We start from the raw sequence: 16,517 nt of genomic DNA on the forward strand, positions 1-16,517 counted from the left end.
TACCCCTCCCGAGGAGACACATGACGGCCAAGATCGACCACATCGTTTTCGACATCGGCAAAGTGCTGATCCACTACGACCCGAACATCCCCTACAGCCGCATCATTCCGGACGAAGAAGAGCGCAAATGGTTCTTTCTCAATGTCTGCACCCATGAATGGAACCTGGAACAGGACCGCGGCCGCAGGTGGGAGGATGCCGAGACGTTGCTGATTGAGAAATATCCCGAACGTGAGGAACAGATCCGTGCCTTCCGCAAGCATTGGCATGAGATGGTGCCGCATGCCTACGACGGCTCCGTCAAAATCATGGAAGACCTGATCGACAGGGGCCAGGACGTGACGATGCTGACGAATTTCGCGGCCGATACGTTTGCCCATGCCAGGGAACTCTTTCCCTTCCTGAACAAGCCGCGGGGAGTAACCGTTTCAGGCGAGATCGGGCTGATCAAACCCGATGTGGCGATCTACGAAAAACATGCCCGCGACTTCGGCATTAAACCGGAAGCGACGATCTTCATCGATGATTCCGCCGCGAATGTGGAAGGTGCACGCGCTGCCGGCTGGCAGGCGGTGCATTTCACCGACGCTGAACAGTTGAAAAAAGATCTGACCGCTTGCGGCGTGCAGGTCTGACCAAGAAGGGATGCGGCCCCGGGGTCAACTCCCCGGGTTCGGTTTAGATTTTTTGATCAGATTGCTTTTTTTGGGATGGAGCAGCATGTATTTGGTTGTATCGCAAGCCAGATGTCGACATGGCGCCTTGCCGAACTTTATCCTTCAGTGCAATCAGTGACGCCTTGTCATCGAAATAACCTGACGAGCGGGGTTTATGCCTGCAAGTGCAGCGTTTTCCTCGTGTCCGGTCACTTTTCGGTATCCGATCGGTTCTCCGCCTTCGGTACAAGGCCTACAGCAAACCCGAACAGACGCCCTATTCTTTCCAACGTCTCCAGCGTCGGGTTCGCCGCCCCGGTTTCGATTTCAGCAACTTGTCGCCGGGTTAACGAAAGCGTTTTAGCAAACTCCTCCTGGGTCATGCCGAAACCCTTTCGAATTTCGGCTACAGCTTCAGGCAGCCTTAGGTCGCCGGTTCGAGCACGCTCAGCAAGTGTTCGACGGTTTTGAAGAATCTCGTCTTTCGTGGGTTTCTTCCATCGAGCCATTTAGCGGTCCTTTGCCATCATTGACACGCGGCCAGAACGCTGTCCGCTATCGCGATACAGCGCCCCATTGCACGATCCAGAATATCCGCAGACGCTCCCATTTCTTTCGCCATGGCCGGAGCCTGGCGCAGGTGTTCGGCAAACATGGCAAGCGTAGCTGCGAGCGCACTGTGCTCAGCAGGATCAGGCATCAGTTCGGCGCAAATCCGCGTCCAATCGGGAAGATGATCGCGACCGCGGTCACGCATCATGGCCCAGCGGGTGGAGCGAACGATCCCCTCCTTGGCTAGCCGCATTGGAGCGAAATCAAACAGCGGGGACAGGCGGATCGTGCCGTCCTGGTGTTTGCTCAATGCGGAGTTTCGACCGTGATTGTCGGGGTTGCCGAGCGCCAAGTTTGCTATGTCGCGCTTCAGGTATTCTACGATGTCCGAGAACGGATCGGCAGAATATTGGCGCAGAACGTCGATATAGGCCTCGTGTGTGCCGACATGGCCGAAATCGGCAATGCCGATCGCGGATACGAGGCTTTCCTGCCCTAGTCGGACGGTTCCGCCGCCTTCTCTCTTCTTCCGGTCGAAACGGGGAATGATTAAGACGCCTTCAGCATAGCTTGATGGTTCGCTGACATTCAGGCCGATCTCTTGAGCGATCCGCGAATAGAGGGCTTCGCCTTCGAGGATGAGGCGATCCACAGGCTCGTTGCTGCGTACCAGCTTGACGATGACGTGGCGCACGGCCTCATCATCAGTCACGAAGCTGTCGGGATAATAGAGCCCATCATTCGCCTGCGTCATCGAGACCTTCGGCCATTCGCCCTGCAAGCCGCTGGAGCCGGAGGCGAGCATTCCAAAGCGGTCGGCGACTTCAATGAAGCGATCCGACCGCTCAAGGATTTCCGCTTCTGTCACCCCTTGGCGCTCAACACCCCGCAGCCGTTCCACTTCGGCGTCCGCCGCTTCTTTGATGCGGATATTGCCTATGCCACCAGTCGCCGATCGGAGAAGCAGCGGCAGATCAGAAGCGCGCGCGCCTTCCGCAAGGCCGAGGTGTTCGGCAAGCTTTCGCCTTGCATGTCCCTGCGGCATGAGATCCAAGAGGAACGGCGGCCAGCTCCGGCTATATCGATTTTCAAGATCAACGGGAAAACAGACGGACAGGGCGCGATGGTCACAGACCGTCTTTCCGGCTGCGAATTCGGCTGACGCCACGCTGACGAAATAGTCGAGATCGTAATCGACGATGGATGCGCCCTTAAAGCCGGCCGCGTCGTCCTTCAGTTCTAGCGTCGCGGCGTGATGCCACTCATCATTAAAATGGGTTTGGAGCGTTAAGCGCATTAATTGACCCTTTCAATGGTTCAAATAATACGGATTTTTACGTTATTCAACCCATCAACGTGGTTCAATTAACTTTCGCTAAAACTGCCAACTACGGAAGCCTCCCATCTGGCTGACCATTTTCTACTGCGCAATGCAATCGTGCATGCGAATATCATCAATGATCCCGTCGCGAATATGGAAGCGCCCGCGCTGCCGGCTGACAGGCGGTGCATTTCACGGATGCCGACCAATTGGGAACAGACCTAAGGACCTGGGAACATCGACATCTAAACGGTCGATCCGGCAGAGCTCGTCACTTGGTCAAAAGCTCTTCATGATTCCTTTCCCCTGCCGGCCCGGGGAGAAACTGCCATGCCGAGGAATACGGTCATCGCCTGGTTCAGTCGCACCATATCCTCATCGTCCAGCCGACCGACCTGCACACCTACTTTCGCTCTGGGAAAAGTGGTGATCTTGTTACCATCCAGGCGGCAGACCGAACGCAGGCCGTTGCGGTCCGTAGGCTCTGCGACGAGGCGAAACAGCGGCGCGTCGGTAGGGTCGGTTGTGAAAGCGCAAATCGTGATCGAGTCGGTGGCCTCGAAGCTGTCGTCCTGCACGATCACAACTGAAGGCGGATCTTGCCGCACACGGCGTGGACTTGGCCGAAGTATGACCCCCGGGGTCAGCCTCCCCGGGCGTGAATTTTCTCGTCCGGAACTAGAGGTACAAAACCGGACAAGGAATGGTGCAACCTCCCTGAACCACTTGACATATGCGACGGGTAGCATTTCCTTGAGACGAAAGGATATTGGCTATGAGCGTAAAATCATCGATTTCGCTGACCGAGCAACAGGATGCCTTTGCCAGATCGCTCGTCGACAGCGGGCGATATTCGAGCTTCAGTTCGGTTCTTCAGCAAGGCCTGGAGCTTCTTCGGCAAAAGACGGAGACGGAAACCGTGGAGATGGAAGCCCTTCGGGGACTGATCCGGCGGTTAAACGGACCGACTCTGTCGGATGATGCAATGGCGGGTGCAGTCGACAATATGATCGCGCGGAAACGGCGAGCTCTTCGTGTGGAGCCTTGAATATTCCATCGAAGCCGAGCGCGATTTTGAGCTTATCTTTGATTATCTCTTCGCCGTTTACAGCGATCTCGGCGAGCACCCGGACGAGGCTTTGGAGCATGCGGCCGGCCGAATTCGCGAACTACGCTTGTCGATCGGTCGGTTGGCTGAGACGCCGCATATCGGAACATTGTGATCCAATATCTATCCGGGCATCCGCTTTTTGAGACTAGACAAGGCAGTAGTTTGGTTTTTGCCCGTCGTCGATCGTCAGATGATCGTCATTGCTGCCATCTTCTTCGGCGCACAAGACCATATCCGACATATGATGAGGCGACTGCTCGATAGCTGAGAACTGGGTGTATCGAGCGTTGTCACGCGATGATCGCATCTCCGAGGCTCTCACATCGGATAACGTCTTGGCAAAGCGCCGTTGTAAGTCAATTGACGCCCGGGGTCAGCCTCCCCGGGCGTCAATTATCCTCGTCCGGGACTAGAGGTACAAACCGGACAAGGAATGGTGGATCTGACAGGGGCTGGTGGATCAGTCCAATTTTGCCAGATCATTCCGAATGATGGCTCTCAGCGCGTCGATCGGCTTCAAGGAATGGCCGTCGTCGAAGTGCCAGAAGGTCCAACCGTTACAGGCGTCAAAGCCCTGCACCTTGGCGCCAAGGCGATGAATGGATCCGGCCTCGCCGTTTGCAGCGAGCGTGCCGTCGGCGCGAATGATGGCGCTGTAGCGGCGGCGTTCGTCGGTCAGAACCTGGCCGGGCCGGACGAGACCTGCTTCAAGCAGCGTGGTGAAGGCGACGCGGGGTTCGGCTTTCTTGCCGGTCATGACCGTCAGTTCGGCTTTGCCCAGCGGTTCGACAGCTTCGATACGGGCGGCAGCCGCATCGATATAGTCCTGTTCGCGCTCGATGCCGACAAAATTGCGGCCGAGGCGTTTTGCTACAGCACCGGTCGTACCGGAACCGAAGAACGGGTCGAGGATAACGTCGCCAGGCTTGGTGGATGCCATGATGACACGGGCGAGCAGCGCTTCCGGCTTCTGGGTCGGGTGGACCTTCTTGCCATCCTCGCCTTTCAGGCGTTCGTTGCCCGAGCAGATCGGAAAGAGCCAGTCGGAACGCATCTGCACGTCGTCGTTGGATGCCTTCAGAGCATCGTAGTTGAACGTGTAGCTCTTGGCCTTCGCGTCGCGGCTCGCCCAAATCATCGTCTCATGGGCGTTCTGGAACCGGCGACCCTTGAAGTTCGGCATCGGGTTGCTCTTGCGCCAGACGATGTCGTTCAGCAGCCAGAAGTTCAGATCCTGCATCATGGCGCCGACGCGGAAGATATTGTGATAGGAGCCGATGACCCAGATCGTTCCATGCGGCTTCAGGACGCGGCGGCAGGCAAGCAGCCAGGCCCGGGTAAAGGCGTCATAGGCCTCGAACGAGGCAAACTGGTCCCATTCATCGTCGACGGCATCGACGAGCGACTGATCGGGGCGATGCAAGGTGCCGCCGAGCTGAAGATTATAGGGCGGATCAGCAAAGATCGCATCGACGGAGTGATCCGGCAGGGCTTCCAGAGCGGCGACGCAATCGCCCTTGATGATGGAGTTGAGCCAGGTGTCCGGACGGACCTGTTGCTTCAGGTCGGCCAGCGGAAGAACTGCTGCCATTTTTTACTCGCTACGCTGTACTCGGTACGAATTTACTGACGGTTATGGTTACCTACTTTGGTTACCAAAAACTGAAGCGTTGGACGATTTCGAGAAAAATTTCGAGGCAGACGAAAGGTGGAGCCGGTCTCACCAGCTTCACCCCAGATTGGCTAGGTTTGCTAAGCCGCATGCGCCGCGCGGCTGTCGGTCGGCGCCTCGTCGCGCTCGAACATGCCGTAGTCGCGCAAGACATGACCGATGCGCAGCCGGTAGTCTGCGAAGATCCCGTTGCGCCCTGCTCTTTGCGCGGCCCGATGGGCTTCGAGATTGCGCCACTGGCGCACCGCCTCCTCATCCCGCCAGAAGGACAGCGAGAGAAGGTTCCCTCGCATGGTGAGGCTTTCGAACCGCTCGATCGAAATGAAGCCGTCGATCGTTTCGAGTTCGGAACGCAGCTCGCCGGCGAGGTCCAAATATTTGTGGCGTTCGCCCATATAGGGCACGACTTCGAAGATGACAGCGATCATGGCTTTTTCAACGCTCCGTGCGGCATGGAGACGTTCTTCAGGAAGATGCGGTCTTCCTTCAGGATGAAACGCTCGCGACTGGCAAACTCGTAGTTCTGCTTGCCGAGCGGATCGACCGCCAGACGGGCACGATAGGCTTCGTAGGCCGCCAGGCTCTCGATATTATAGACCCCGTAGGCGGTGGTCGCCGAACCTTCATGCGGCCCGAAATAGCCGATCAGGTCGGCGCCGCAGCGGGGAATGGCCTGGCCCCAGTTGCGGGCATATTCGGCGAATTCCGCTCGTTTGAACGGATCGATCTCATAACGGATGAAACAGGTGATCATGACTTTCTCCAATGCTTGAGAGCCTGTTTTGCCATGTTGCAGAACAAATATGCTTCGGTTAGGATCGAAGTATGAAAGAAGGACCGGACATTGCTCGCATCGGCACGCTTATCGGCGATCCCGCCCGCGCCAACATGCTGACCGCCTTGATGGGCGGACAGGCGTTGACGGCGACCGAACTGGCGCAGGCGGCCGGGGTGACGCTGCAAACCGCCAGCTCACATCTGTCCAAGCTCGAGGACGGTGGGCTGATCTCCCAACGCAAGCAGGGCCGGCACCGATATTTCACACTGGCCGACGGTGCTGCCGGGACGCTTCTCGAAAATATCATGGGATTTGCGGCAAGCCGGGGACATCTCAGGCATCAGCCTGGGCCGAAGGATCCGGCGCTCCGCAAGGCACGGATCTGCTACGATCATCTGGCCGGCGATTATGGCGTACGGATGCTCGACAGTTTCGTAAGCCGCGGCGTCATCCGCACCGACGGCGAAAACCTGATGGTGACCGAACAGGGCCGGGTCGATATCGGCCAGATCGGTATCGATGTCGCACCGCTTGTCTCTAGCCGCCGGCCGCTTTGCAAATCCTGTCTCGACTGGAGCGAGCGCCGGTCGCACCTTGCCGGCACGCTCGGCAAGGCCTTACTTTCGCATTTCCTGGAAAAGGGCTGGGCCCGCCGCAGCAGCGAGAGCCGCGCCGTGCTGTTCACGCCGGAAGGGGAGCGCAAGTTCCTGTCGCTGTTTCCGCTGGAACGGCCGAGCCCAGAACCCTGACGTCGGCAAAGCCGGATGCCGCCACCACCGAGCAGATTTCCGACCACCGGCATCCGTGGCAGGCAGTGCGAAGACTTCCGTCCGCGAATGCTTCCCGGAAACGCCTGATGAGCGTGCGGCCCGGGTAGATGCGATCGCCCGGACGAACCGAACGACCCAGCAGGCGGGCGACGGCAGCCGTCGCCAGATCGTCGCGCCTGACAACGCTTTCCAAGCGGCAATGCGCTTTATCGCCACTCAGCAGCGGCCGGCAGATATCATCCGGCCCCGAGACGATTTCAAGCGCCTCTCCCTCGGAAAGCCGCCGCGCAAGGGCCATGTAGTTGGCCACAAACGCGGCATTGTAACCCTTTCCGATAAAGGTCAGCATGCAGAGCAGGTGATGCGGCCGCAGCCGGACGACCAATTCAGACCTCCTTGGCGCGAAACTGCTGCAGGCCCTTGAGCAGCGCCGCGGCGAGTGCGGATTTCAGAACGGCGCCGAGAATGAAGGGAGCAACGCCGAGAAGCCACGCTTTTTCCGCGCCGAGCAAGTAGGCCAGGTAAGCGCCGCCGATAGCCAGGCACAGGACGTTGGCGGCAAGGTGAGCGGCAAAGCTCTTTACATACCGTTCGCCGGTCCAGCCTTTTTCCGCGAGGTAACCGGCGACGGCCGCAACGATCGGGAAGGATGCCAGATATCCTGCCGTCGGACCGGCAAAAGGCGCCAGGCCACCGGAACCATTGGCAAGAACCGGAGCGCCAAGTGCCGCTTCGCCGAGCCATAGGAGAACCGTCAAGGCACCGAGCCGCCATCCGTAGAGCACGCCGATCATGGTGATTGCGAAGGTCTGCATCGTGACCGGCACCGGATACATAGGCACCGCAATCTGCGAGGCGAGCGCCAGTGCCAGCGTGCCGGCAAGGACGAAAAGTGCCTTGGTCAAGACCGAGCGGCCGGCAAGCCGCAGCGGATCAGAGACAGGGATTTGGCTGAAATCGGTGGCGGGCATCAAATTCTCCTTTTCAAATTATAGATAATTTCGATTCTCATCTATTTTATGAAAGGAATTGCCAGTCGAGACAAGTGCCTTACCGCCTCAACCGCCCTGGAAAGCGCGTTACGGATGCACGTGATCTCGGATCAATCCGAAAAAGATCTTTCAAAACAGCATGATAAAATTATCTATAATTTCTGATAAACTCAGCCGACGATCGCGAAAGTCTCGCGGGAAGGCCCAGCGGGCTGCGGGCCGCGGCCTATCCATTGCACATGTTTCTGGAGAATGGCCGCCGCTTCCTCGCTCCTGCCCTGGCGAAGAGCAGTCAGGATCGCCCGATGGTCGTGATCGGTGCGCTTTTCCCAACCGGATTGCCAGGCGGAAAAAAGAAAACGTGCACTTGCTGCATGCAGGTCGTCGATCGACGCCAGCAGCCGTTTCATGCCGCAAGGCGTCAGAATCAGCCGATGGAAGCGGCGGTTGGCCTCCTCCCAGGCGTGCACATCGGCGGCGGCGTCGCCTTCACGGGCGGCTTCTTCCGCCTCATCGAGAATGGCGGGGGTAAGATGGCGGGCGGCATGCCGCAGCGCCAGAACCTCCAGCACGGCACGCATTTCCGCCACTTCACGAACTTCGGCAAGATCAAAGGAGGCAACGCGCACGCCGCGACGAGGTTCGCTGATTGCCAGCCCCTGCGCCTCGAGCCGACGAAAGGCCTCGCGAACCGGCACGTGGCTGGTCTGAAATTCCTCGGCGATATGGTCCTGGCGAAGACGCGCGCCCGGAGAGAGCTCACCGCGCACGATGCGATCGGCAAGCACCCGGCTGATGCGACTGGCTATCGTGTCTTCCGGCTCCTTGCCCATGCTGCTTCCTTAGAGCGGTGTTTCGGGCTTGTCGAGAGCCGCCCGCCCTGCTCGCTTCAGCCATGCAGCCTCGTCGGTTGAGCTTGGCGCGACTGTCGTATAAAAGGCCGGCCTCACCTCCGGTACAAGGCATCCATCATGAGCGGTTTCGACCTCATCATCTTCGACTGCGACGGCGTGCTCGTCGATTCCGAAATCATCGCGGCGCAGGTCGAGTCGCGACTTCTGACCGAGGCCGGCTATCCGATCAGCGTCGAGGAAATGGGCGAACGCTTTGCCGGCATGACCTGGAAGAACATCCTGCTGGCGGTCGAGAAGGAAGCGAACATTCCGCTTTCCGCCTCGCTGCTCGATAAGTCGGAACAGTTGCTGGATGCCCGCCTCGCCCGCGACGTGAAGATCATCGACGGCGTGAAATTCGCGCTCGCGCGCCTCGCGACGCAGCGCTGCATCTGTTCCAATTCCAGCAGCCATCGGCTCGACATGATGCTCGAAAAGGTAGGGCTCAAGCCCTATTTCGCTCCCCATATCTATTCCGCCAAGGATCTTGGGGCGGACCGGGTAAAGCCGAAGCCGGACATCTTCCTGCACGCAGCCGAACAGTTCAAGGTTTCGCCGGACAAGGTGCTGGTGCTTGAGGATTCCGTACACGGCATCCACGGCGCCAAAGCAGCCGGCATGCGCGTCGTCGGCTTCACGGGCGCCTCGCATACCTATCCGAGCCATGCGGATCGGCTGACCGATGCCGGCGCCGAAACGGTGATTTCCCGCATGATGGACTTTCCGGCAGTCGTCGCAGCCCTCGGCGAATGGGGCGGAGCGCTCTGAGCAACCACTGCCCCGTCACCCCCGGCGGGCGGGCTTTTTGGCCGGGCCGGCATCATAACCGAGACGGACGCGGGTGAAGCGGGATGCGCCGCCCTGGGCGTTCGGGATCTGCACATCCGGTTTGTTGAAGATGAACTGGGTGCCGCCGGCAGGCATTTCGACTGGGAAGGCGACCTTCTGCGAGTAGATGACGTTGTCGCCATCGACGACTTCGACCAGAATCGGCAACGTAACCTGACCCGGCTGCCCGGCGGGGCCTTGCACGACACGGCCCTGGGCCACGACATTGATGGTCAGGGTCGTTTCGTTGGCGGTGCACTGGCGCGTCGCATCGGCCAGCGAGGCCTGGTAGAGCAGCTTTTCGGGATTGTCCTGACCACCGCGAGCGTAGACGCGATGGACGGCCGTCTGTTCCAGCATCACCACCTGCGGGCAATAGGCCTGCACAACGGGAGTTGCGGGCTGCTGGGCGGACGCAGCCTCGGCGGTCGGCGACAGTCCCTCGGCGGTCGAGGATGAATTGCAGCTTGCGAGAGCCGCCACGAGCGAAACTGCCAGAACACTACGCGAAATCTTGCCTAACACCGTACTCAACCTCTTCCATCCCGATTGCTGGGTCACGTCTTCACGAGAACCGGAACGTCATTTTCCGGCCTTTCACCACCCATTTTCCTGGTCTATATCAGCGGCGCGAATAAAAATCGATTGGGGATTGAACGTCGTGGACTACATTTCTACCCGGGGCGTAGCCCCGTCCCTTAAGTTCCGGGACGCCATGCTGGCAGGTCTTGCGCGCGACGGCGGTCTCTACGTGCCGCGCGAATGGCCCAGCTTGACGAAAAAGGACATCCGTGCGCTGCGCGGAAAGCGCTACCAGGATGTCGCCTTCGAAGTGCTGAAGCACTTCGTCGAGGACGAAATTCCCGCCGACAAGTTCAAGGCCATGATCGAGGAAGCCTATGCGACGTTCCGGCATCCGGCGGTTGTGCCGCTGGTGCAGACCGGGCCGAACGACTTCGTACTCGAACTTTTCCACGGCACCACGCTCGCCTTCAAGGACGTGGCGATGCAGTTGCTGGCGCGACTGATGGATTATGCGCTGGCAGAGCGCGGCGAACGGGCCACCATCGTCGGGGCGACCTCGGGCGATACGGGGGGCGCGGCGATCGACGCCTTCGCCGGCCGCGAGCGGACCGACATCTTCATTCTTTTTCCGCATGGCAAGGTCTCGCCGGTGCAGCAGCGGCAGATGACCACCTCCAATGCGGCGAATGTGCACGCGCTGGCGGTCAGGGGAAATTTCGACGACTGCCAGAACCTCGTAAAGGAGATGTTCAACGACGCGGCCTTCCGCGACCGGCTGAAGCTTTCCGGCGTCAACTCGATCAACTGGGCCCGCATTATGGCGCAGGTTGTCTATTATTTCACAGCCGCACTGTCGCTCGGCGCACCGGACCGCAAGGTTTCCTTCACCGTGCCGACCGGAAATTTCGGCGACATTTTTGCGGGTTACGTCGCAAAGAAGATGGGCCTGCCGATCGACCGGCTGGTGATTGCCACCAATGACAACGACATCCTGGCCCGCACCTTGAAAAGTGGCCGCTACGAGATGCGCGGCGTCAAGGCCACGACTTCGCCTTCCATGGACATCCAGATTTCCTCGAATTTCGAACGGCTGCTGTTCGAATCCTATAATCGCGATCCGGCCTCCGTTCGCTCGGCCATGGCCGGGCTGAAGCAGTCCGGCGCTTTCGAGGTCCAGCCGGACGCGCTCAAAGCCATCCGCCGCGAATTCCGCGCCGGGCGCGCCACCGAAAAGCAGGTTGCGGCCACCATTCGCGAGACGCTCAGCGCCAATGGTTATCTGATCGATCCGCATACGGCGACCGGCGTTTTCGTCGCTCAAAAGAATTTGAGAGCCACAAGTCCCATGGTCACGCTCGCCACCGCGCATCCGGCCAAATTCCCGGCCGCGGTAAAATCCGCTTGCGGAATTGATCCGGCGCTTCCATCATGGCTTGCTGATCTTATGCAAAGGGAGGAGCGCTTCGATATCTTGGAGCCTGAGCTTAAGGCCGTCGAAACCTTCATCGGCCAGCATGCCCGCGCTTGAAGTTCTCGGCGGCGCCGGAAAGACGTAACATGAATGTAGAAATCACCCGGCTTTCTTCCGGGTTGACAGTCGTCACCGAGACCATGCCTCACCTGGAGAGCGTTGCCCTCGGCGTCTGGATCAAGTCCGGGTCGCGTAACGAGACCCAGGACGAACATGGGATTGCTCACCTCCTCGAGCATATGGCCTTCAAGGGCACCAAGCGGCGCAGCGCCCGCGACATCGCCGAGGAAATCGAAAATGTCGGCGGTGAACTGAATGCCGCTACCTCGACGGAAACCACGTCCTATTATGCCCGCGTCCTCAAGGATCACGTACCGCTCGCCGTGGATATCCTGGCCGACATCCTGACGGAGTCGGAATTCGACGAAGAGGAACTCAGGCGCGAAAAACACGTCATCCTGCAGGAAATCGGCGCCGCGAACGACACGCCCGACGACGTGATCTTCGACCGCTTTTCGGAAATCGCCTTCAAGGGCCAGACGATCGGCCGACCGATCCTCGGGACGCCGGAAACCGTCAACGGCTTCACGCCCGGCCAGATCCGCAACTACCTGTCGCGCAATTACACCACCGACCGGATGTTCGTGGTGGCGGCCGGCGCCGTCGACCATGCCTCCTTCTGCCGCCAGGTGGAAGAGCGTTTTGCCACACTGCCCCTGATGCCGAGCGCGCCGCCGGTCCTGGAAACCGCCCGTTACCTCGGCGGCGACGTTCGCGAAGAGCGCGACCTGATGGACGCACAGGTCCTGATCGGCTTCGAAGGCAAGGCCTATCACATGCGTGATTTCTACTGTTCGCAGATCCTTGCGAATATCCTGGGCGGCGGCATGTCGTCGCGCCTGTTCCAGGAAGTGCGCGAGCACCGTGGGCTCTGCTATTCGGTCTATGCCTTCCATTGGGGCTTCTCCGATACCGGCATCTTCGGCATTCATGCGGCGACCGGCGGAGACGACCTGCCGAAGCTGATGCCGGTGGTGATCGACGAACTGCACAAGGCATCGGAAACCATTCACCAGCAGGAAATCGACCGCGCCCGCGCGCAGATCCGTGCGCAGCTTCTCATGGGCCAGGAAAGCCCTGCGGCGCGTGCCGGCCAGATCGCCCGGCAGATGATGCTTTACGGCCGGCCGATCCCCAATAACGAAATGATGGAGCGTCTCGAGGGCATCACCACCGAACGCCTTACCGACCTTGCCGGAAGGCTGTTTTTCGATACAGTTCCGACATTGTCCGCCGTAGGTCCGATCGAACAGCTCGCTCCCATGGCCGATATTGCCGCGGCGCTTTCCTCGCCGAACGTTGAGACCAAGAAGGCCGCCGGTTAGGTCGAAGACCCGCACCCGGCTGCCCTGCCCGGAGCAGCAACAGCATGGCGAAGTCGGTGTTTCGGTTCCTGTCAAAACAGCCGGACACCCCTGAGCTATACGGAGAGAAACATTTGCTCCGGCTGCCGCGGTTTTCCGACTACAAGCAGTGGTACGCGCTGCGCTCGGAAAGCCGGGCTTTCCTGCAACCGTGGGAGCCGATCTGGCGGCCGGACGAACTCACCGAGAGTTCGTTCCGGGCGCGTGTCGTCCGCAGCGGCCAGGAATATGGCTCGGGCCTCGCCGTGCCGCTCCTCCTCTTCCGCCGGCAGGACAATGTGCTGCTCGGCGGTCTCACTATCGGCTATATCCGCAGGGGTGCCGCGCAGAGCTGCATGATCGGCTATTGGATGGGGGAAAGACACGCCGGCCAAGGCCATATGTTGGCCGCATTGAAGGTGGCTATCCCGTATGTCTATGGCGGACTTCAGTTGCACCGGATTGAAGCAGCCTGTATTCCGGAAAACTGGAAAAGCGTCCGGCTTCTTGAAAAAGCCGGCTTCGAGCGGGAAGGTCTTTTGAGGAAATATCTCAAAATCAACGGCGAGTGGCGCGACCATCTGATGTTCTCCCGGCTGCCGGAAGACGGCAATCTCGGGACGACGCCGAGGCCATGAGGGTGTCCGTATTGCGTTTTGCGTCCTTGATCCGCTGGCTGCCGGCGCTGATTTTGACCCTAGCCGTCGCCATCCTGGCTATCGCACCTTCGGCCAGTGCCGCCGAACCGGTGAAGATTTCCCGTGACGACACCGCACTCGACCTGACCAAGACGACCGATATCTATACAAACCAGGGTGAAGCGTTTCAAGTCTCGACCGCAGCCGGTGCCGACGGCATCCGCCGCCGCATCGAAGTGCGGGCAAGTTCGCCTCGTCATCAGGGGGACTGGGCAGTCTTCGCACTTGCCAACGTTTCGGAAGAACAGCTCGAGCGGGTCATCGTCGCGCCGCATTTCCGGCTGGCGAATTCCAAGATGTTCTGGCCGGATCTCGGTTCGCAACGCATCATCTCGATCACCCCGTCGGAAGGCTTTGCGCTCGACCGGGTGCCAAGCCCGGATGCGGACGTTTTCCGCATCACGCTCAATCCGGGAGCGACCATCACCTTCGTGGCAGAACTTGCAACGCCGCAGCTTCCGCAAATCTATCTCTGGCAGCCGGACGCCTACAAGGACACGGTGAACTCCTTCACCCTCTATCGCGGGATCGTGCTCGGCATCGCCGGTCTTCTGGCAGTCTTCCTGACTATTCTTTTCGTGGTCAAGGGAACGTCCATGCTGCCTGCGGCGGCCGCTCTCGCCTGGGCCGTCCTCGCCTATATCTGCGTGGATTTCGGCTTCCTCGACAAGCTCATCACCATCACCTCCAGCGACCAGAGAATATGGCGGGCCGCGGCGGAAGTGGCGCTTGCCTCCTCGCTCGTCATCTTCCTCTTCACCTATCTCAACTTGAACCGCTGGCACGTCCATCTTGGTTACGCGACGCTTGCCTGGGTTGTCGGGCTCGTGCTTCTTGGCGGCGTGGCGATCTACGACCCTTCGGTTGCCGCAGGCATTGCCCGCATCTCGTTTGCTCTGACCGGCACGGTCGGCATCCTGCTGATCATCTACCTCGGCTTCAATCGATATGACCGGGCCATCCTGCTGGTACCGACCTGGGCACTGATCCTCGTATGGCTATTCGGGGGATGGCTGACGGTGACGGGCAAGCTCGACAACGACATCATCCAGCCGGCGCTCGGCGGCGGTCTCGTCCTGATCGTGCTTCTCATCGGCTTCACCGTCATGCAGCACGCCTTTGCCGGCGGCGCCTACCAGCAAGGCCTGTTTTCCGATCTAGAGCGGCAATCTCTGGCGCTGACGGGCAGCGGCGACACGGTCTGGGATTGGGATGTGGCCCGCGACCGCGTCGTCACCACCCCCGATATCTCCGCCCGCCTCGGGCTCGATCCCGGCACCATGCATGGCCCGGTGCGCAACTGGGTGCCGCGGCTGCATCCCGATGACCGCGACCGTTTCCGCGCCACGCTCGACGTGCTTTTAGAACATCGCCGCGGCCGCCTGCATCACGAATTCCGCATCCGGGCGGAGGACGGGCATTTCCACTGGCTGCAGATTCGCGCCCGGCCGGTGCTTGGCTCCAACGGTGAAATCATTCGTTGCGTCGGCACGATCATCGATGTCACGGAGCAGAAAAATTCCGTCGAGCGCCTGCTGCAGGATGCGCTCCACGACAACCTGACCGGCTTGCCGAACCGCCAGCTCTTTCTCGACCGCCTGCAAGCGGTTCTGACACTCGCCCCGAGTGGCGACATGGTACGCCCGACGGTCATGACGATCGATATCGACCGCTATAAGCAGGTCAATGACAGTCTCGGCATTGCTGCCGGCGACAACATCCTGATCGCGCTGACCAGGCGGCTTCGCCGTCTCCTGAAACCGCAGGACACGCTGGCACGTATCGCCGGCGACCAGTTCGGCCTGATCCTGGTGTCTGAACGCGATCCGGCCAAAGTTGCCGATTTTGCGGATGCGGTTTCCAAGGCGATCATGGTGCCAATCAACTTCGCCAACCGCGAAATCATCCTTACCGCTTCGATCGGGCTCGCCTCCTGGGTGGACCAGCAGGAAAGTGCAGCCGGCCTGTTGGCCGACGCTGAACTCGCAATGTACCGGGCAAAGCGCGCAGGCGGAAACCGTGTTGAGCCCTTCCGACCGGCGTTTCGCGCCTCCGGCACGGACAAGCTGCAGATCGAAACCGATCTGCGTCGCGCCATCGAGCGCAAGGAACTCTCGCTTGCCTACCAGCCGATCATCCGGCTGAAGGATGGGGAAATTGCCGGCTTCGAGGCGCTGATGCGCTGGGACCATCCCAAGCGCGGCAGCATTCCGCCATCGGAATTCATCCCGATCGCCGAGATGTCGGACCTGATCGGCCCGCTCGGCTTGTTCGCCCTGGACCGCGCCGGCACCGACCTGATGAAATGGCAGAACCAGACGGGTGAACTGCCGATCTTCGTCTCGGTGAACCTTTCCAGCGCTCAGCTCCTTAACGCCGACCTCTACAACGACGTACGGGCCTTGCTGCAGAAGACCCAGGTCAGCCCGCATCAGCTCAAGCTGGAACTCACCGAGTCGCTGATGATGGAAAATCCCGAGCAGGCACGCCTCGTGCTCGCCAAGCTCAAGGAAACGGGTATGGGCCTGGCGCTGGACGATTTCGGCACCGGGTATTCTTCACTGGCCTACCTGACGAAGTTTCCGTTCGACACGATCAAGCTCGACAAGGCACTCGTCAAGGATGCCACGGATAAACGCGCCATTCTTCTACGCTCCGTCATTGCCATGGCCCGTGCGCTCGAGATGGCGGTGGTCGCGGAAGGCATAGAGACCGACGAGGATGCCGCCGAACTTGCCAAGATGGGTTGCCATTTCGGCCAGAGCTATCTGTTCGGCCCGCCGGCCGCTGCGGATGTGGTGCTGAAGTTACTCAAGGAACGCTTTCCCCTGACCAAGCGGGCGTGAC

Annotated in this window: 18 protein-coding genes and 1 pseudogene; 9 read left to right on the forward strand and 10 right to left on the reverse strand. The window is 59.9% G+C overall.

Features of this window, described 5'->3' with window-relative positions; translation table 11 throughout:
- Window positions 1-20: 20 nt before the first annotated feature.
- The gene (locus tag C5L12_RS16840) at window positions 21-635 is read left to right on the forward strand and encodes an HAD family hydrolase (RefSeq protein ID WP_105373212.1); all 615 of its coding nucleotides are present in this window, start codon (window positions 21-23) and stop codon (window positions 633-635) included.
- A gap of 230 nt (window positions 636-865) precedes the next feature.
- Here C5L12_RS16840 and C5L12_RS16845 read toward each other — a convergent pair whose 3' ends face one another.
- The 3 genes from C5L12_RS16845 to C5L12_RS16855 form a co-directional block, all read right to left on the reverse strand.
- The gene (locus tag C5L12_RS16845) at window positions 866-1,165 is read right to left on the reverse strand and encodes a helix-turn-helix transcriptional regulator (RefSeq protein WP_105373213.1); all 300 of its coding nucleotides are present in this window, start codon (window positions 1,163-1,165) and stop codon (window positions 866-868) included.
- 17 nt (window positions 1,166-1,182) lie between these two features.
- Window positions 1,183-2,505, reverse strand: coding sequence for a type II toxin-antitoxin system HipA family toxin (locus C5L12_RS16850; RefSeq protein ID WP_105373214.1), 1,323 nt, complete (start codon window positions 2,503-2,505; stop codon window positions 1,183-1,185).
- Between the two features lie 314 nt (window positions 2,506-2,819).
- Entirely contained in the window at window positions 2,820-3,176 is a 357-nt protein-coding gene (locus C5L12_RS16855; RefSeq protein WP_425350805.1) for a type II toxin-antitoxin system PemK/MazF family toxin, read from the reverse strand.
- 128 nt (window positions 3,177-3,304) lie between these two features.
- Here C5L12_RS16855 and C5L12_RS16860 point away from each other — a divergent pair, with 128 nt between their 5' ends.
- On the forward strand, window positions 3,305-3,577 hold the full coding sequence (locus tag C5L12_RS16860; RefSeq protein WP_105373216.1) for a ribbon-helix-helix domain-containing protein: 273 nt from the start codon (window positions 3,305-3,307) through the stop codon (window positions 3,575-3,577).
- Window positions 3,564-3,908: pseudogene (locus C5L12_RS16865) on the forward strand (type II toxin-antitoxin system RelE/ParE family toxin). The gene C5L12_RS16860 and the pseudogene C5L12_RS16865 overlap by 14 nt, the downstream one beginning before the upstream one ends.
- 192 nt (window positions 3,909-4,100) lie before the next feature.
- Here C5L12_RS16865 and C5L12_RS16870 read toward each other — a convergent pair.
- From C5L12_RS16870 to C5L12_RS16880, 3 genes are all read right to left on the reverse strand, one after another.
- Window positions 4,101-5,231 (reverse strand): site-specific DNA-methyltransferase, encoded by a 1,131-nt coding sequence (locus C5L12_RS16870; RefSeq protein ID WP_105373217.1) that lies wholly within the window; start codon window positions 5,229-5,231, stop codon window positions 4,101-4,103.
- Between the two features lie 161 nt (window positions 5,232-5,392).
- On the reverse strand, window positions 5,393-5,740 hold the full coding sequence (locus tag C5L12_RS16875; RefSeq protein WP_105373218.1) for an antibiotic biosynthesis monooxygenase family protein: 348 nt from the start codon (window positions 5,738-5,740) through the stop codon (window positions 5,393-5,395).
- Window positions 5,737-6,066, reverse strand: coding sequence for an NIPSNAP family protein (locus tag C5L12_RS16880; RefSeq protein ID WP_105373219.1), 330 nt, complete (start codon window positions 6,064-6,066; stop codon window positions 5,737-5,739). Before C5L12_RS16880 ends, C5L12_RS16875 begins: the two co-directional genes overlap by 4 nt.
- A 71-nt stretch (window positions 6,067-6,137) precedes the next feature.
- Between C5L12_RS16880 and C5L12_RS16885 the strand changes: the two genes are divergently transcribed.
- Window positions 6,138-6,839: an ArsR/SmtB family transcription factor gene (locus C5L12_RS16885; RefSeq protein WP_105373220.1), complete on the forward strand. Its 702-nt coding sequence runs from the start codon at window positions 6,138-6,140 to the stop codon at window positions 6,837-6,839.
- Here the strand turns inward: C5L12_RS16885 and C5L12_RS16890 are convergent.
- The 3 genes from C5L12_RS16890 to C5L12_RS16900 form a co-directional block, all read right to left on the reverse strand.
- On the reverse strand, window positions 6,772-7,245 hold the full coding sequence (locus tag C5L12_RS16890) for a DUF1284 domain-containing protein (protein ID WP_105373221.1): 474 nt from the start codon (window positions 7,243-7,245) through the stop codon (window positions 6,772-6,774). The genes C5L12_RS16885 and C5L12_RS16890 overlap by 68 nt on opposite strands.
- Window position 7,246: 1 nt before the next feature.
- Window positions 7,247-7,831 carry a biotin transporter BioY gene (locus C5L12_RS16895; RefSeq protein WP_105373222.1) on the reverse strand — a complete coding sequence of 195 codons (585 nt, stop codon included), beginning with the start codon at window positions 7,829-7,831 and terminating at the stop codon, window positions 7,247-7,249.
- Window positions 7,832-8,022: 191 nt separating this feature from the next.
- On the reverse strand, window positions 8,023-8,685 hold the full coding sequence (locus tag C5L12_RS16900) for a GntR family transcriptional regulator (protein ID WP_105373223.1): 663 nt from the start codon (window positions 8,683-8,685) through the stop codon (window positions 8,023-8,025).
- 138 nt (window positions 8,686-8,823) lie between these two features.
- Between C5L12_RS16900 and C5L12_RS16905 the strand changes: the two genes are divergently transcribed.
- A complete protein-coding gene (locus C5L12_RS16905; protein ID WP_105373224.1) occupies window positions 8,824-9,513 on the forward strand; it encodes an HAD family hydrolase in 690 nt (229 codons plus the stop codon).
- Between the two features lie 15 nt (window positions 9,514-9,528).
- On the opposite strand, the gene C5L12_RS16910 is transcribed toward C5L12_RS16905, so the two are convergent.
- A complete protein-coding gene (locus C5L12_RS16910) occupies window positions 9,529-10,098 on the reverse strand; it encodes a PilZ domain-containing protein (RefSeq protein WP_105373225.1) in 570 nt (189 codons plus the stop codon).
- A 127-nt stretch (window positions 10,099-10,225) separates the two neighbouring features.
- On the opposite strand from C5L12_RS16910, the gene thrC reads away from it, so the two are divergent.
- Genes thrC through C5L12_RS16930 form a run of 4 tightly spaced genes read left to right on the forward strand, consistent with a single transcriptional unit; the run spans window position 10,226 to window position 16,516 of the window.
- The gene (thrC, locus tag C5L12_RS16915; RefSeq protein ID WP_205839353.1) at window positions 10,226-11,626 is read left to right on the forward strand and encodes a threonine synthase; all 1,401 of its coding nucleotides are present in this window, start codon (window positions 10,226-10,228) and stop codon (window positions 11,624-11,626) included.
- Between the two features lie 29 nt (window positions 11,627-11,655).
- Window positions 11,656-12,954 carry a M16 family metallopeptidase gene (locus tag C5L12_RS16920; protein ID WP_105373226.1) on the forward strand — a complete coding sequence of 433 codons (1,299 nt, stop codon included), beginning with the start codon at window positions 11,656-11,658 and terminating at the stop codon, window positions 12,952-12,954.
- A gap of 44 nt (window positions 12,955-12,998) precedes the next feature.
- Entirely contained in the window at window positions 12,999-13,610 is a 612-nt protein-coding gene (locus tag C5L12_RS16925) for a GNAT family N-acetyltransferase (protein WP_170109104.1), read from the forward strand.
- Window positions 13,607-16,516, forward strand: coding sequence for an EAL domain-containing protein (locus tag C5L12_RS16930; RefSeq protein ID WP_105373227.1), 2,910 nt, complete (start codon window positions 13,607-13,609; stop codon window positions 16,514-16,516). The genes C5L12_RS16925 and C5L12_RS16930 overlap by 4 nt, the downstream gene beginning before the upstream one ends.
- The last annotated feature ends 1 nt before the right edge of the window (window position 16,517 follow it).

The sequence above is a fragment of the Neorhizobium huautlense genome, assembly GCF_002968575.1.
GTDB lineage: Bacteria > Pseudomonadota > Alphaproteobacteria > Rhizobiales > Rhizobiaceae > Neorhizobium > Neorhizobium huautlense.

Excerpts from the sequence above, each read along its gene's own strand:
- C5L12_RS16840 (WP_105373212.1), top strand. The coding sequence starts at position 21 with ATGACGGCCAAGATCGACCACATCGTTTTCGACATCGGCAAAGTGCTG.
- C5L12_RS16845 (WP_105373213.1), bottom strand. The coding sequence starts at position 1,165 with ATGGCTCGATGGAAGAAACCCACGAAAGACGAGATTCTTCAAAACCGT.
- C5L12_RS16905 (WP_105373224.1), top strand. The coding sequence starts at position 8,824 with ATGAGCGGTTTCGACCTCATCATCTTCGACTGCGACGGCGTGCTCGTC.
- C5L12_RS16870 (WP_105373217.1), bottom strand. The coding sequence starts at position 5,231 with ATGGCAGCAGTTCTTCCGCTGGCCGACCTGAAGCAACAGGTCCGTCCG.
- C5L12_RS16885 (WP_105373220.1), top strand. The coding sequence starts at position 6,138 with ATGAAAGAAGGACCGGACATTGCTCGCATCGGCACGCTTATCGGCGAT.
- C5L12_RS16875 (WP_105373218.1), bottom strand. The coding sequence starts at position 5,740 with ATGATCGCTGTCATCTTCGAAGTCGTGCCCTATATGGGCGAACGCCAC.
- C5L12_RS16925 (WP_170109104.1), top strand. The coding sequence starts at position 12,999 with ATGGCGAAGTCGGTGTTTCGGTTCCTGTCAAAACAGCCGGACACCCCT.
- C5L12_RS16930 (WP_105373227.1), top strand. The coding sequence starts at position 13,607 with ATGAGGGTGTCCGTATTGCGTTTTGCGTCCTTGATCCGCTGGCTGCCG.
- C5L12_RS16850 (WP_105373214.1), bottom strand. The coding sequence starts at position 2,505 with ATGCGCTTAACGCTCCAAACCCATTTTAATGATGAGTGGCATCACGCC.
- C5L12_RS16895 (WP_105373222.1), bottom strand. The coding sequence starts at position 7,831 with ATGCCCGCCACCGATTTCAGCCAAATCCCTGTCTCTGATCCGCTGCGG.
- C5L12_RS16880 (WP_105373219.1), bottom strand. The coding sequence starts at position 6,066 with ATGATCACCTGTTTCATCCGTTATGAGATCGATCCGTTCAAACGAGCG.
- C5L12_RS16860 (WP_105373216.1), top strand. The coding sequence starts at position 3,305 with ATGAGCGTAAAATCATCGATTTCGCTGACCGAGCAACAGGATGCCTTT.
- C5L12_RS16920 (WP_105373226.1), top strand. The coding sequence starts at position 11,656 with ATGAATGTAGAAATCACCCGGCTTTCTTCCGGGTTGACAGTCGTCACC.
- C5L12_RS16900 (WP_105373223.1), bottom strand. The coding sequence starts at position 8,685 with ATGGGCAAGGAGCCGGAAGACACGATAGCCAGTCGCATCAGCCGGGTG.